This window comes from Cytobacillus sp. SAFR-174 (genome assembly GCF_051964675.1).
Classification (GTDB): domain Bacteria; phylum Bacillota; class Bacilli; order Bacillales; family Cytobacillaceae; genus Cytobacillus.
This window is the reverse complement of the sequence record NZ_JBQCMZ010000004.1, coordinates 261,309-274,824: the sequence shown is the minus strand read 5'-3', so window position 1 is coordinate 274,824 and position 13,516 is coordinate 261,309. Positions and strand designations below refer to the sequence as shown.

General features: G+C 40.8%; 16 protein-coding genes and 1 pseudogene. 16 read left to right on the top strand and 1 reads right to left on the bottom strand.

From position 1 onward, the window contains the following. Window positions 1-178: 178 nt before the first annotated feature. The 8 genes from ACTHRG_RS06680 (at window position 179) to ACTHRG_RS06645 (ending at window position 6,582) form a co-directional block, all read left to right on the top strand. The gene (locus tag ACTHRG_RS06680) at window positions 179-379 is read left to right on the top strand and encodes a helix-turn-helix transcriptional regulator (RefSeq protein WP_076257801.1); all 201 of its coding nucleotides are present in this window, start codon (window positions 179-181) and stop codon (window positions 377-379) included. 2 nt (window positions 380-381) lie between these two features. After that, window positions 382-807, top strand: a complete 426-nt coding sequence (locus tag ACTHRG_RS06675) for a hypothetical protein (RefSeq protein WP_076257800.1) — start codon at window positions 382-384, stop codon at window positions 805-807. Window positions 808-819: 12 nt separating this feature from the next. Next, the gene (locus ACTHRG_RS06670; RefSeq protein ID WP_076257799.1) at window positions 820-1,614 is read left to right on the top strand and encodes a hypothetical protein; all 795 of its coding nucleotides are present in this window, start codon (window positions 820-822) and stop codon (window positions 1,612-1,614) included. 261 nt (window positions 1,615-1,875) lie between these two features. Further along, a complete protein-coding gene (locus ACTHRG_RS06665) occupies window positions 1,876-2,469 on the top strand; it encodes a TetR/AcrR family transcriptional regulator (RefSeq protein ID WP_076257798.1) in 594 nt (197 codons plus the stop codon). 2 nt (window positions 2,470-2,471) lie between these two features. Then, window positions 2,472-3,170: a GDSL-type esterase/lipase family protein gene (locus ACTHRG_RS06660; RefSeq protein WP_076257797.1), complete on the top strand. Its 699-nt coding sequence runs from the start codon at window positions 2,472-2,474 to the stop codon at window positions 3,168-3,170. A gap of 43 nt (window positions 3,171-3,213) precedes the next feature. After that, entirely contained in the window at window positions 3,214-4,032 is an 819-nt protein-coding gene (locus ACTHRG_RS06655; RefSeq protein WP_076257796.1) for an SDR family NAD(P)-dependent oxidoreductase, read from the top strand. Window positions 4,033-4,147: 115 nt separating this feature from the next. Further along, the gene (locus tag ACTHRG_RS06650; protein ID WP_076257795.1) at window positions 4,148-4,498 is read left to right on the top strand and encodes a YciI family protein; all 351 of its coding nucleotides are present in this window, start codon (window positions 4,148-4,150) and stop codon (window positions 4,496-4,498) included. 392 nt (window positions 4,499-4,890) lie between these two features. Continuing rightward, on the top strand, window positions 4,891-6,582 hold the full coding sequence (locus ACTHRG_RS06645; protein WP_440230859.1) for a methyl-accepting chemotaxis protein: 1,692 nt from the start codon (window positions 4,891-4,893) through the stop codon (window positions 6,580-6,582). 136 nt (window positions 6,583-6,718) lie between these two features. On the opposite strand, the gene ACTHRG_RS06640 is transcribed toward ACTHRG_RS06645, so the two are convergent. Then, window positions 6,719-7,489 (bottom strand): SGNH/GDSL hydrolase family protein, encoded by a 771-nt coding sequence (locus ACTHRG_RS06640; RefSeq protein ID WP_076257793.1) that lies wholly within the window; start codon window positions 7,487-7,489, stop codon window positions 6,719-6,721. Between the two features lie 107 nt (window positions 7,490-7,596). Here ACTHRG_RS06640 and ACTHRG_RS06635 point away from each other — a divergent pair, with 107 nt between their 5' ends. From ACTHRG_RS06635 to ACTHRG_RS06600, 8 genes and pseudogenes are all read left to right on the top strand, one after another. Then, the gene (locus tag ACTHRG_RS06635; protein ID WP_076257792.1) at window positions 7,597-8,523 is read left to right on the top strand and encodes an ABC transporter ATP-binding protein; all 927 of its coding nucleotides are present in this window, start codon (window positions 7,597-7,599) and stop codon (window positions 8,521-8,523) included. Next, a complete protein-coding gene (locus ACTHRG_RS06630; RefSeq protein WP_083675323.1) occupies window positions 8,516-9,514 on the top strand; it encodes an ABC transporter permease in 999 nt (332 codons plus the stop codon). Before ACTHRG_RS06635 ends, ACTHRG_RS06630 begins: the two co-directional genes overlap by 8 nt. 35 nt (window positions 9,515-9,549) lie before the next feature. Continuing rightward, window positions 9,550-9,981, top strand: a complete 432-nt coding sequence (locus ACTHRG_RS06625; protein ID WP_076257791.1) for a cytidine deaminase — start codon at window positions 9,550-9,552, stop codon at window positions 9,979-9,981. A gap of 100 nt (window positions 9,982-10,081) precedes the next feature. Beyond that, window positions 10,082-10,528 (top strand): annotated as a pseudogene (locus tag ACTHRG_RS06620) (GNAT family N-acetyltransferase); the annotation flags it as partial. A 6-nt stretch (window positions 10,529-10,534) separates the two neighbouring features. Beyond that, on the top strand, window positions 10,535-11,254 hold the full coding sequence (locus tag ACTHRG_RS06615; protein ID WP_076257813.1) for a nucleotidyltransferase domain-containing protein: 720 nt from the start codon (window positions 10,535-10,537) through the stop codon (window positions 11,252-11,254). A gap of 131 nt (window positions 11,255-11,385) precedes the next feature. Continuing rightward, window positions 11,386-11,835, top strand: a complete 450-nt coding sequence (locus ACTHRG_RS06610) for a GNAT family N-acetyltransferase (RefSeq protein ID WP_083675327.1) — start codon at window positions 11,386-11,388, stop codon at window positions 11,833-11,835. A gap of 110 nt (window positions 11,836-11,945) precedes the next feature. Next, complete coding sequence (locus tag ACTHRG_RS06605) at window positions 11,946-12,164, top strand: hypothetical protein (protein WP_076257789.1); 219 nt, start codon at window positions 11,946-11,948, stop codon at window positions 12,162-12,164. Window positions 12,165-12,181: 17 nt separating this feature from the next. Beyond that, a complete protein-coding gene (locus ACTHRG_RS06600; RefSeq protein ID WP_083675322.1) occupies window positions 12,182-13,378 on the top strand; it encodes an FAD-dependent monooxygenase in 1,197 nt (398 codons plus the stop codon). The last annotated feature ends 138 nt before the right edge of the window (window positions 13,379-13,516 follow it).

Sequence of the window (13,516 nt, the reverse complement as noted above, 5' to 3'; positions counted from 1 at the left end):
TTCGAACCGCCGTATACCGAACGGTACGTACGGTGGTGTGAGAGGTCGGGGGTTAATCACCCCCTCCTACTCGATTGCAGGATGTTAACATTTTATGTCAAAATGACAACTAAAGTTTACATTTTGCAAATGATCATTTACGATAAAGAGGAAATAAATAGAAGGAGAGTAAGTAAATATGCTAAAAAATTCTGTGCGCGAATTGCGGGCAAGATACCGTTTAACTCAGCAGGATTTGGCTGAAAAAATTGATGTTTCAAGGCAAACGATCGGTCTAATCGAAAAAGGGGACTACGCCCCGTCCATTACTCTTGCCTTAAAGATGGCAACAGTCTTTCGAGTTCCCGTTGAACAAATTTTTTATCTGGAAAGAGAATAAATATGTTAAAGAAAATTTTTCATTCCCCCATTTTTAATGTGGTACTAATTCTCGGGCTGGGGGTTATCATGCTGGGAAATTATTATTCTGAAGATGTTCCAGCTTGGCTGAATCTTGATCCTCTTGTATTAGGCATCCCTATTCTGGCTTTACTTTCCGCAATCCCCATTTACAATTTAAAAAATCCCAAGGATAAAATTAAACCCACTTTAATGCCTATGGAATTTAAAGAGGAAGACGAAGGGCTTCAATGGATTACGTATAAAGCGACCAGAAAAGTCTATATTTTCTTTGCTTCATCTTTTCCTCTTGCTATCGCTTTAACTGCTTACCTTAACCATATTCCTTACTTCCCTGTCATCCTTTTAACAGGGATGGGGGCAATCCAATACATAATATTTTGGTATGAACATAAAAAGCATGCGTGAGGAGGGGGCATAATGGATAAGCAGATGATAGTTTCACTAGCTGTATTGGCAGTGCTGCTTGAAGTCTTTGCAGTCTATTTATTTATAAGATACAGGCAAGGGAAGATTGACCAGAATCCAATTATTACGATAATCGTGAAAGAATGGAAAATTTTATTTTACGCTTTCTTTCGCTGGGGAAGAAAAAGAGAGGATTGTGAAAATTCATTTCCTCTGTACAAAAACTCAGCTTATTTTTGGCTGTTCATCGCTCTTTTGCACGAACAGGTTATAGAGATGATCGTTTTCCATATTTATCTGAAAAAGGAAGAACCAGCCTATGCGTATGTTATGTCAGCGCTCCATATTTATAGCATTATTTATATGATCGGGGATTATAATTGGGTAAGGAACACACCTATACGTATAAGAGAGAATATGGTTGAAATGAAAATAGGGGCGAGACGGGAAATTTCATTTCATCTACGGGATATAAAGCTAATACAAAAGGCAGAACTTAAATATAGTCAAAATGGCAGAATACTTCATGAGAAAGAAGTATTTCATGCGACTGTTTTTCCTAGAGTCCTGACTAAAATCTTTGGAATCACAGATGAGCTGAAACATGAAATTCTCTTTCATGAACCTATTACATATAAAGGATATTTTGGATTGAAGAAAGAGGTCAGTAAAGTATTGGTTTACATAGATGATTCTGATCGTTTGGCAGATATGCTTGAAGAGAAGAGGAAACATTTCGAAGAGGGAAGGTACATACATAAACAAAGCGGATATAATGATCCATACCGTAGCTCCGCAATTTATTGATTGAGCATAAAAGATAGAGAGTTTGCTATATTCATTGCTAAAGCAGCTGCCAAACTGGCGGCTTTTTCTAATGCACTAAGGAAGGACCACAATTAATGAAAACATTGTCATTGAATATATGGCATTTAACTATGAAAGTTCTTTAGTTAGTGGAAAAATGTAAAATTTGTGAATTTATCAATAAATAGTTCCCTTTAAGTGGAAATATCTATATAATAAATTAGAACGGTCGTTCAATTTGAGGAAGGGGGGGAGTTAGTCTTGAAAAAAAGGCGTTATAACAGCGAAGAAGCTAAGCGTGACATTATGGAAAAAGCCGCCTTGATTTTTTCTCAAAAAGGATACAATCAAACTTCAGTACTAGACATATCAAAAGCCTCTGGTTACAGCAAAGGACATATTTATTATCATTTTCAAAATAAAGAAAAACTGTTTGTTGCATTGGCGCAAAAAACGATGGAGAATTGGCATGCAAAATGGCTGGCCAAGGAATCAGCTTATGCTACCGCAGCAGAGAAACTCTATGGAATGGCCATGCATGTTCTTTATAATTACCAGACTCCCCTACTAAAAGGAGGACAAGAACTTGCTTCAAATCCTGCTTCAAGTGCAGAGTCTGTAAAAGCATTATATGAGCTGGCGGTTCTTCCTATGGGTGCTTATCGTACCATTATTCAGGAAGGAGTGGACAAGGGAGAATTTGAAGATGGAAATATTGATGACTGGACCCTGCTGGTTGGAACATGGCTCGGAGGGCTGTGTCAATTAACGAACACACAGGAGCTGAGCAAGCTTGAACCTCTCTTTAACGAGGCCATTACCATCTTTTTAGCATCCATTAAGAGGAGGAAATAGACATGAAAATAGCCTTAATTGGTGACAGTCTAACTGAAGGCCGTCCTGGAGTTTCTTTCTATAACCTATTAAAGAAACAGTACCCGGACATAACATTCGTTAATCTTGGCAAACCAGGCGAGACAGTTAAAAGTTTACATGCTCGTCTATTAAAAACAAAATTAGATACGGAATATGATCTTTCTTTCCTTTGGATTGGTGTGAATGATGTGTATTCAAAACTGCTGAGTGTTCAGGCCCAGCCCGCAGCGAAAGATCAGAATGAGTTTTTAGAATATTACGATAAAGTATTAAAGCTGGTACTTGAATCATCGAAACAAGCCGCAGCAGTTACCCCAGCATTAGTTGGTGAAAATATAAATAATGCTCCAAACAATGAACTCAAGGAATTGAATGTTCATATCCAAACTATCACTCGTAAATATGCAAATGTCAGCTTTTTGGATATGCAATCCTTTTTTTTCAGCCGCCTATCAAAAGTGGACACTTCAGATTATATCAGCACAAAAGTAATGAGAGTCATGGCGGATGTCCTCTTTTATAAAAAGCCTTTACGAATAGACAGGCTATCAGAAGAACGCGGTCTGCATTTGACATTAGATGGCATCCACTTAAACAGTGCTGGTGCCCAAATGGCTGCTGATATGTATGCATCTGAAATCAAGCGTATGACAGGCCACAATCAAGACGCAATTCAGTAAAAAGAGAGATTAGAAAGGCGAAATTATAGAGAGGGGGTTGGGTATGGATAAAAAGATTGCGGTAGTAACGGGTGGTGCTTCAGGTATTGGGCAAGCACTTTGCAGAGAATTAGTTCAACAGAAAGTGTTTGTCATTATTTCAGATATTAATGAACAATCGGGGAAAAAATTTGAGGCAGAACTGAATAATGAAAGAATAACCGCCAGGTATGCCTATATAAATGTAAGTGAATATGATCATGTAGAACGGTTACTCACAGAAATACACAATGAATTTGGCCGGATTGATTATCTTTTTAATAATGCGGGCATTGCCATGTATGGTGAGCTCCATGATATGACAATAGAAGACTGGAAAGAAATTATGGACGTTAACTTATGGGGAGTTATTAATGGAACACAAGCAGGGTATAATCTCATGAAAAAACAAGGATTCGGCTATATTGTGAATACAGCATCTGCAGCAGGATTAGGACCTTCTCCTGTATCTTCGGCGTATTCTGCAACGAAACATGCGGTTGTGGGCTTAACCACCTCGGTTCATTATGAAGCGGAAGAGTTCGGCATTCATGTTAGTGCTCTTTGTCCTGCATTTGTTGATACACCTATTTTTGAAGCAGCGAAAGCAATCAATATCAATAAAGCGGTTATCACCCGGCAATTAAAAAAGCAAAAAATGATGACTCCTGAAAAGTTGGCAAAAATTGCTTTAGATGGGGTTCATAGAAATAAACCGATTATCTGTCCAATGCCCATGCGCCGAACAATGGATATTTTTTTCACGCTCTTTCCTCCCGCGCACAAAGGATTGATGAGATTTATTTGTAAAGTTAGCAGGAAAGCTCGTATTCTGAAGGATTGAATACCCTAAAGAAATAAGGACATGCAACGGACAGACATTTTTTATGCTTAAGATCACTATTCTCCAAGCGGGAGGCCTATTAGAGGGTTTGTCTCAAAAAAAGGAGGAAGTAATTATGCTGTTTATGCTGATTGTCAAAGCCTCAAAGAATTCCGAAGCCGGAAAGCTCCCAAGCCCTGAACTCATGGAAGCCATGACGAAGTACAATGAAGAGTTGGTTAAGGCGGGCGTGCGGGTTATGGCTAAAGGACTTCATCCAAGTTCAAATGGAATTCGCATTTCCTATCCGGGACCAGGGGAAAAGCCTGTGGTTACGGAAGGCCCATTTACTGAATCGAAAGAACTGACTGCCGGGTTCATTCTGATTGATGTGAATTCGAGGGAAGAAGCGATCGAGTGGGCCATGCAGATGCCGGATCCTCAAGGACATGGGGAAGGGCAGATTGAATTGCGGCAAGTGTTTTAGGTTTCGGTGCTGTCAGGGGATCCTGAAAATACAATGGAAAATGACAGGGCAAACAGCTCATATGTGGAAAATATTTCTAAGGTGCTAATAGGTAAAAAGTATTGAATAAAATGGTCTCTTTGCTATAATTTAGAAGTTGATGAAAATAAAAGTGATGAAATAGGTCTTTTGGTGTAGACAGAATAGGGACCCTGTTGGCTGATACACGTTAAAACTTATTTAAAACGGAACTTTTAGAATGGGCAGCGCTCCTGCCAGATTCTTAAAACACTTCCTTTTCTTGTATTTCAAGATAAGTGAGTGTTTTTTTTATTGTGGAAGGAAGATGAAACTATATTTTTTTATAGTTCAGTCAGGAAAACATTTTAATTTCATAAAGGAGTAATGTTAAATTGAGGTTCAAATTCAAGTTAGGAACAAAAATCAACTTAATTGTAATTAGCATCGTACTGCTGCTGTCTGTTATTATCGGAGGCGTTGTAGTAAATGAAGTAACCAAGGGGATTAAGGCATTTGCAATTGAAAAAGCTAAGGGTGACCTTAGTTTAAGTGAAAGGTACATACGGAATAAGTTTCCTGGTGAATGGGAAATCCGGAATGGCAAGCTGTATAGAGGAGATCACCTCTTTAATAATGATTTTGAACTTGTTGATGCAATAGGCCAGGATACTGGTGATTCGATTACCATTTTTCAGGGGGATACCCGCATTACAACGAATGTCTTTGTAAACGGTGAGAGAAATATTGGAACCTCTGTTTCGCCTGAAGTGGGTGAAGTTGTACTTAAAAAAGGTGAAAATTATTATGGAGAAGCTCAAGTTACAGGCAATATCTTTCAAACAGCCTACATGCCGCTGAAGAATAAGAGCGGAGAAACAGTTGGAATCTTGTATGTAGGCGCTCCCCAAACCATTATTGATAAAATTCTATCGGACTTCATGACAAAGTTCCTGATCCTTATCTTAATTGTTGCTGCTGTTGCATCTCTAGTTGTCTTCTGGTTTACTAAAAGGCTGCAGAAGCGTCTTTCAACTGTTAAAAGTGCATTAGAACTGGCTGGCAGAGGAGATTTTACTGCAGAAGTAATAGATGATGCGGGTGATGAGCTAACAGATCTTTCAAAAAGTTACAATGAAATGAAGGAGAATTTAATAACCATGATCAGAGAGGTTTTGGGTACTTCCGATCAGGTAGCTGCTTCATCAGAGGAGTTAACTGCAGGGGCAGAACAGACCAGCAAGGCGACTGAACAAATTACGGAAGCCATACAGCAGGTTGCCGGCGGAGCGGAAACTCAGACCCAAAGCATAGAAGAAAGTGCAAAAGCATTAGAAGAAGTAACAAGCGGCATTGCAGCGATTGCGGAGTCTTCTGCAGAAATAGCCGAAAATACTGCTGAAGCAGGGGCCCGTGCAGAAGAAGGCGGCAAATATGTAGAACAAACTTCTCAGCAGATGAACCTGATTCATACTACTGTGATCGAAACCAGCAAGGAAGTCCAGCTATTAAATGAGAGGTCGAAGCAAATTGAGAATATCTCAAAAGTAATTATAGATATTGCCAGCCAGACCAATCTGCTGGCGCTAAATGCTGCAATTGAAGCGGCAAGAGCAGGGGAGCATGGCAAAGGCTTTGCTGTAGTTGCAGACGAGGTAAGAAAGCTGGCTGAACAATCCCAGGAATCATCTTCTCAAATCTCTGAGTTGATCCGGCAAATTCAGAATGATATGAACCAATCCACAGATTCCATGAATTCAGTAAAGCGGGAAGTTGAAAATGGTTTGGGAATAGTCTCCCGAACACAGAAGAGTTTTGAAGTGATATTACGATTCATGATGGATATAGGACTAAAGGTTGATGGCATGGCAGCGACCGCCCAGCAAATGTCTGCCAGCACCCAGGAAATTTCTGCGGCTGTAACAGGAGTGACAGCTATTTCAAGAGAATCTTCCATGCATAGTCAAGGCGTGGCTGCATCAGCTGAAGAACAGCTCGCCTCTATGGAAGAAGTGTCTGCTTCAGCCCATAATTTATCGGAAATGGCTGAGAAGCTTCAAGATACAGTAAGCCGGTTCAAGTTCTAAAGGCTTGCTGGCTTAGGAAAAGAATATCGGATTACAGGCATTAGAAGAAAGCCTTTCATACAGGTCTCAGGCGATCTCTGCGAATGTAAACCCATTTTAGGTGAATCCGCACATCTGCTGCAGATTCACCTTTTGGTTATTCAACGATATTTTTTTCAATGACAAGTGACAGGCTTTCAGCCATCTCCTGATAAGTGACATCATTCGGATGGAAGACATCACTGGAAAGATCGCGTTTGGCATCTGTGACCAGATTGAAGGTATCTGCTATTTGAACTCGGTATTTCAAGCCTAATGTCCGGGCAGATTCATTCCATTTTTGGATGACGGAATCAAATGAATCCCCATTGGGCGATTGCTTAAAAGGATTGTAAAGTCCCATATAGACGATAACGGCATTCGGATTGGTTTCGCGAATGCTTTTGAATGTCTTCTCCAGATTCGGAATTTCGGTGTTCACGATGCCCAGTGCGGTTTCCTCTGAATATTTCTCGAGTATCTTCCCGCTATTAAAAAGGTTATTGCCACCAATGGTGATGGAGATTATTTTGGCTTCTTTAAGAGATCTCTGGACTTCCTTTTGTTCCAGTTGTGTCAGCAAATCCTCAATTCTGGCGCCGCGTACTCCAAGGTTTTGAAAGCGATCAACCATCTTCTTTTCTTTCAGCTCTTTTCCAGTAAGCGAGACAAAACCCTCTCCTTTTGAGGAACCGACACCCCTTGTTAATGAATCTCCAAGGGCGACATAGGCATCGCCAGGTGTGACAGGTTTATCTTCTGTTTTCTCTAAAATTTTTCCTCGGGGCGGGCTGGTAACATCCATATAGGCACTGGCAAGTCCATATCCAAACAGAACTGTCAGGGCAAGGGATAGGGTGAAAAATAACGGCCACATCCATTTCTTCATGTTTTGACCTCTCCTTCTAATTTGATTCTATCAATTTTTTTCTCAAATGGAGTATTCAAAAGAGTTAATGTTCGAAAATTTAGTTAGAATAGAACAGGGGTGATGCTATGAGTGTAAAGCCAACAGTACAATTAGAAAATGTAACGAAAATCATTGGAAAGAAAACGATTATTAATAATATATCATTTGACATTTATCCAGGCGAAGTCTTTGGATTCCTCGGTCCGAATGGCGCCGGGAAAACCACTACGATCCGGATGCTTGTCGGGCTCATTAAGCCAACGTCCGGAAAGATTCACATCTGCGGATTCGATGTGAGAAAGCAATTCGTTCAGGCGATGCAGCGCCTTGGTTCGATCGTCGAAAATCCGGAGCTGTATAAGTATTTAAGCGGCCGTGAAAATCTGCAGATGTTTGCCCGGATGCTGCCGAATGTAGATGATGAACGGATACAGGAGGTCATTGATCTGGTCGATCTGACTGCGCGAATTGATGATCAGGTGCGGACCTATTCTTTAGGGATGCGGCAGCGGCTTGGAATCGCACAGGCATTGCTGGGCCGGCCGGATGTGCTGATACTGGATGAGCCCACGAATGGACTGGACCCGATGGGAATCAAGGATCTTCGCCAATTTATCAGAAAGCTGGTCGATGAAACGGGTCTTTCGGTTCTCGTATCCAGCCATATTTTAAGTGAAATCGAGTTGCTGGCCGATCGCGTGGCTATTATGAGCCATGGAGAAATCGTAAAGGTCGGCAGTGTGAGCGATCTGGTTGGTACACTGTCCGCCGGTGTGGACTGGAGAGTCAGTGATTCTTTCCGTGCGCTTGCTATTTTACAGGAATCCCCGCATGTCCAGGCGGCAGAACTGTACGATGACCATACGATACATACGCTTATGGAGGAAAGCAAAACCTCAATCCTGAATGAAGCCCTAATGAAAGCGGGCATTGAGGTATGGACGATCGAAAGGAAAGTGCAGACCTTGGAGGATCTATTTATCAGTTTGACAGGAGGCGATCATATTGTCTAATCCGAATATGGTTGGCCTGATTCGCAATGAAGTGATGAAGATCGCTTCCAAAAAACGCCTCGCGGTTGTCGGCGTTATATTAGTTATTCTGGTGTCGATGTTTACATATGCCCAATACCGGGAGATACAGGAGAAAATTGAAAAGCAGGGCACTCTGGACTGGCGGGTGGAGCTTCAGCAGGAGATTGTCGACCGGCAAAATCGGCTGGCATCAAGTGGAATTCAGGACGAGTTCAGACAGTTCCTCGAATTTGATCTGAAGCAAAAGCAGTATTATCTGGACAATGATATCAACCCGAACTATCCTGGCGCCCCTACGTTTATCCGCATCTTTTTATCACAGGGAGTCACGCTTGTCCTGCCGTTATTCATTATCATTATCATGGCGGATATTGTGAGCGGGGAATACAATGATGGCACAATCAAAACCTTACTGTCCCGGCCGGTTAAGCGGTGGTGGATCCTGATGGCGAAATGGCTGACGGTGCTGCTGTATACCTCCATGCTGATGGCGGTTACGGTAATCGTCTGTTATGGGGTTTCAGGGATCGTCCTCGGATATGACGGCTGGACCGCACCTATCTTAACCGGGTTTCAAGCTTCTGCATCGGGGGAGTTTTCAACGGAGTACATTCATACCCTGCCGATGTGGGAATACCTGCTGATGTCAGCCGGGCTTGCGTGGGTGGTAACAGCGGTCGTTGGAACGATCAGCCTGATGATCTCCGTCCTGGTGAAAAATACAGCGACGGGAATTGGTGCCATGATGGCTGTGTTAATCGCTGGCACCCTGCTGTCTTCCATCGGCTCAAGCTGGACCAGCTCCAAATATCTAGTGAATCTGAACTTTGATCTGATTAACTACCTGGAAGGACAGGCGCCGCCGATTGAAGGGATGTCCCTGCCGTTTTCACTGACCGTGCTTGGAGTCTGGACGGCAGGCTGCCTGGCTGTGGCGTTTTGGAATTTTACTCAGAAGGATATGTATTAAGATAACGGTGGACTAGTAGATGGGGGAGATCTATTTTGTTAAAAGTAAGACCTTTAGAAGATAAAGACTACGAATTGATAAAAGAAGCAGAAAAAGTGATTGAAAAGAATTACAGGTATGGACGGCATCACATTGGTTCAGCAGTCAGAACAACATCTGGTAATGTATTTTCAGCAGTTCACGTTGAAGCGAATGTTGGGAGAATAACTGTATGTGGTGAAGCAATGGCTATTGGCAAGTCTATATCTGAAGGTGAACACGAATTTGAAACAATAGTAGCAGTGGCCCATCCTCACCCACACGAGGATATAGAGAAATGCTGGGTGGTTGCTCCCTGTGGGATGTGTCGAGAGTTAATTAGTGATTACGGCAAAGAAACGGATGTCATCATTTCTTATAATAGTGAATTGGTAAAGTGTAATGTCATGGAGTTATTACCTGAAAAATATAGAAGCGATATAGAATAAGTTCAATTGAACAAAGGCGTCTTTGAGAACCGGCTGCAGTATAAATATAGGAAGATTTTCTTGGGAGAATTATATTATGAGAGCTTTTTCGGAGGAAGATATGGAAGAGTTTAAAGTGAAGCAATTAAAAAGTTTGGTTAAAATTGATTTAACCCATTTAGTTAGGGGAAGCAAAAATGAGGGTTTTCGGTTTCTTGAAAGATTAGTTAATGATTATAAGAATGGCACTAATAACTTTAATAAGCCTGGGGAATCTTTATATGGTTTATTTAACAAAAAAGGTGTACTGATTGCTATTGGAGGGCTTAATATAGATCCGTTTTCCAATGATGAAAAAGTTGGACGGCTGAGAAGGTTTTATGTTTCTAAGGATTATCGAAGAAATGGTCTAGGAAGACTTTTGTTAAACCAAATCATTAACGATGCAAAACACTTTTTTAAGGTATTAGTACTTCATACAGATACAGAACAAGGAGACAAATTTTATACTTCCTTTGGGTTTTTAAAGGAAAATATTTATCCAAATTCAACACATTATTTAAGTCTATCTTCAATGAGGAAAGTAAAAAAGTTAACCCCGTTCGAAGCAGCACATCAATTTATTAATGAGCATTTTCCGAATTGTCAGGGAGCTCTCTTAGCAGGTAGTGTGGTTCGAGGTGAAGCAACAGAAACTTCTGACCTTGATATTGTTATTTTCGATAATAACCTTCATTCATCCTACAGAGAGTCCTTAATAGCATATGGGTGGGCTATTGAGGTATTTGTACATAACTTAACCACATATAAGGAATTTTTTGAAATGGATTATGAAAGAGCGAGACCTTCAATGCCAAGGATGGTTTCAGAAGGAATTGTCCTAAAAGATGTTGGAATAATTGATTCCATAAAAAAAGAGGCTATGGATATATTAAGTCAAGGTCCAAAAGAATGGTCAGTAGAAACTATAAATACAAAGCGATATTTTATTACGGATGCACTGGATGATTTTATAGGTTGTTCTATTAGAGCAGAGGAAATATTTATAGCTAATACACTTGCAGAATTATTAAGCGAATTCATTTTGAGAACAAACCGTCAATGGATTGGTGCATCTAAATGGGTAATTCGTTCATTGAGAAGTTACGATGAGGAGTTCGCAAATCATTTTGTAGATGCTTTTGATATTTTTTATAAGACTGGTAATAAAAATCAAGTTATACAATTAGTTTATTCTGTCTTGCAACCCTTCGGAGGACGGTTGTTTGATGGGTTTTCTTTGGGGAAAAGCTAATATCATCTTCAACTTAACCAGCTAATAGGGTGCTTATAGTAAAGATCAGCTGCTGAATCAGGCAGGTTTGTTTAAGAAGGTTTTATTAATGAGAATGAAGAATACAATTCATCGTTAGGAGTGATTAGATGTTGAAATATCGTAGAGCAAACCTGAACGATATTGAAAAAATGGTTGAGCTAAGAAAAAAACAATTAGTTGATGAGGGGTTAGAACCAAGTATTGATATTGATGAGGAACTATCCGTTTTCTTTAGAGAAAAGTTAAGTGAGGGCAGGCTTATCCAATGGCTTGTAGAAGATGGTGAACAAATTATAGCTTGTGGTGCAGTAATTTTTTATGATTTCCCACCTAGCTATACCAATAAAACCGGGAAAAAGGCATATATTGCAAATATGTACACTCACGAAAATTACCGAGGTCAAGGCATTGCAAAAAATTTATTATCAAAATTAGTTGAAGAAGTCAAACTATCTGGTATATCAAGAATATGGCTTGGTGCATCTGATATGGGAAGACCTGTATATAAGAAGTTTGGGTTTAAGGAAGCTGACGAATATTTAGAGTTAAGTATTATTTAACAGTCCAGAAGGAAAGCAGGCAATGCACAAATAAGCATTGCTTTTTCTTATTCGATAAAAGGGGCAGGTTTGTTTAAGAAGGATATTGAAATCTTATTGGAGGAATTACATTGAAAGAAACTGCTGTTAATAATGAGTTTGAGAATACGATAGATGCTGTTAATCATCTTACAGAAGCTGATGCTAAAACATTACTGAGATTAATATATGGATTTATAAATACTGCCATGACGGGAAATGGCGGAGATGCAGTGAAGTTAGAGGTTGTAGATAAAGTATCGGATATTTATAAACATATTCCAGAATTAAATAAGTTAAGAAATAAATAAAATAGTAGATTAATTCAATGGTTGGATTATATGTACATGAAAGCGGTGATACGATGAAAGCAATCATCATAGGCGCTGGCATCGGAGGGCTCAGCGCAGCCATTGCCCTTCGCAAAATAGGGATGGAAGTGAAGGTTTTTGAAAGTAAGCATGAAGTGCGTTTCGCAGGTGCCGGGCTCGGAATTGGCGCAAATGCTGTCCGTGCATTGCAGCAGCTTGGTGTGGGAGATCAGGTTGTTCAGGAAGGAAAGGCATTGGATGAACTTCGCATCTTAACACCTGCAGGGAAAATCCTGCAGCGGACGGACACAGCTTTAATCAGCCGCAAGTATGGACTTGATAATGTTGCGATTGAGCGAGGAAAGCTCCTGGAGCTGCTAATGAGCGCTTTAGATCAGAAGCAAATTGTTCATACTGGAAAGACTTGCAGGCGTTTTGAACAAAATGCCTCCGGAGTGAGAGTATGGTTTGAAGACGGTTTAACGGAGGAAGGGGATTTGCTGATCGCCGCGGATGGCATTCACTCCACCATACGTGAAACACTGATGCCGAATGCAAAACCACGGTATTCGGGATACACCTGTTGGAGGGCGGTTGTGCAGGCAGGACCGAACTTGAGGGATTATGATCCAAAAATATTTATAGAAACCTGGGGCCGCGGAGGACGCTTCGGTATCGTACCATTGCCGGACAACCGAATTTATTGGTTTGCCTGCGTTAATGCCAAAGCAAAGGATTCTCAATTAAGAGCCTTTACTGTATCGAACTTGACCAGGATATTTGAAGGCTACCACGAGCCAATCCCCGGCATACTGGCACAAACGTCTGATCACCAATTGCTTCACCATGATATTTATGATCTCCCGCCAATCAGCCGCTTTGTATTTGGGAACATTGTTTTGCTCGGTGATTCAGCTCATGCCATGACGCCCAATCTGGGGCAAGGGGCCGGACAGTCTATTGAAGATGCAATCATCCTCGCAGGTCATTTAAAAAGGAGTCCCACAATTAAAGAGGCATTGGGAAGATATGAACACGAACGAACACGGCGGACCAGTCAAATTACCAGAATGTCAAACAGGATTGGAAGGGTGGCCCAGCTGAATAACGGTGTTTCTGTAGCTCTTCGAGATGCACTATTCCCGCATATTCCGGCCTGGGTTCTGGAAAAACAGATGAAATACCTGTATGAAGTGAGGTTTGATGGGTTGTAGTAAGGATTTTAATAAAGTTTTTACGCAGAAAAGGGAGCGAATTCTTGTCAGGCAGCTCCCTTTTGCTTTTTTACGTCATTTGAGTTGCCATAATCACTTTTATTTTGGTGGATTATTTAAAAAAAGAGGACTATTAAA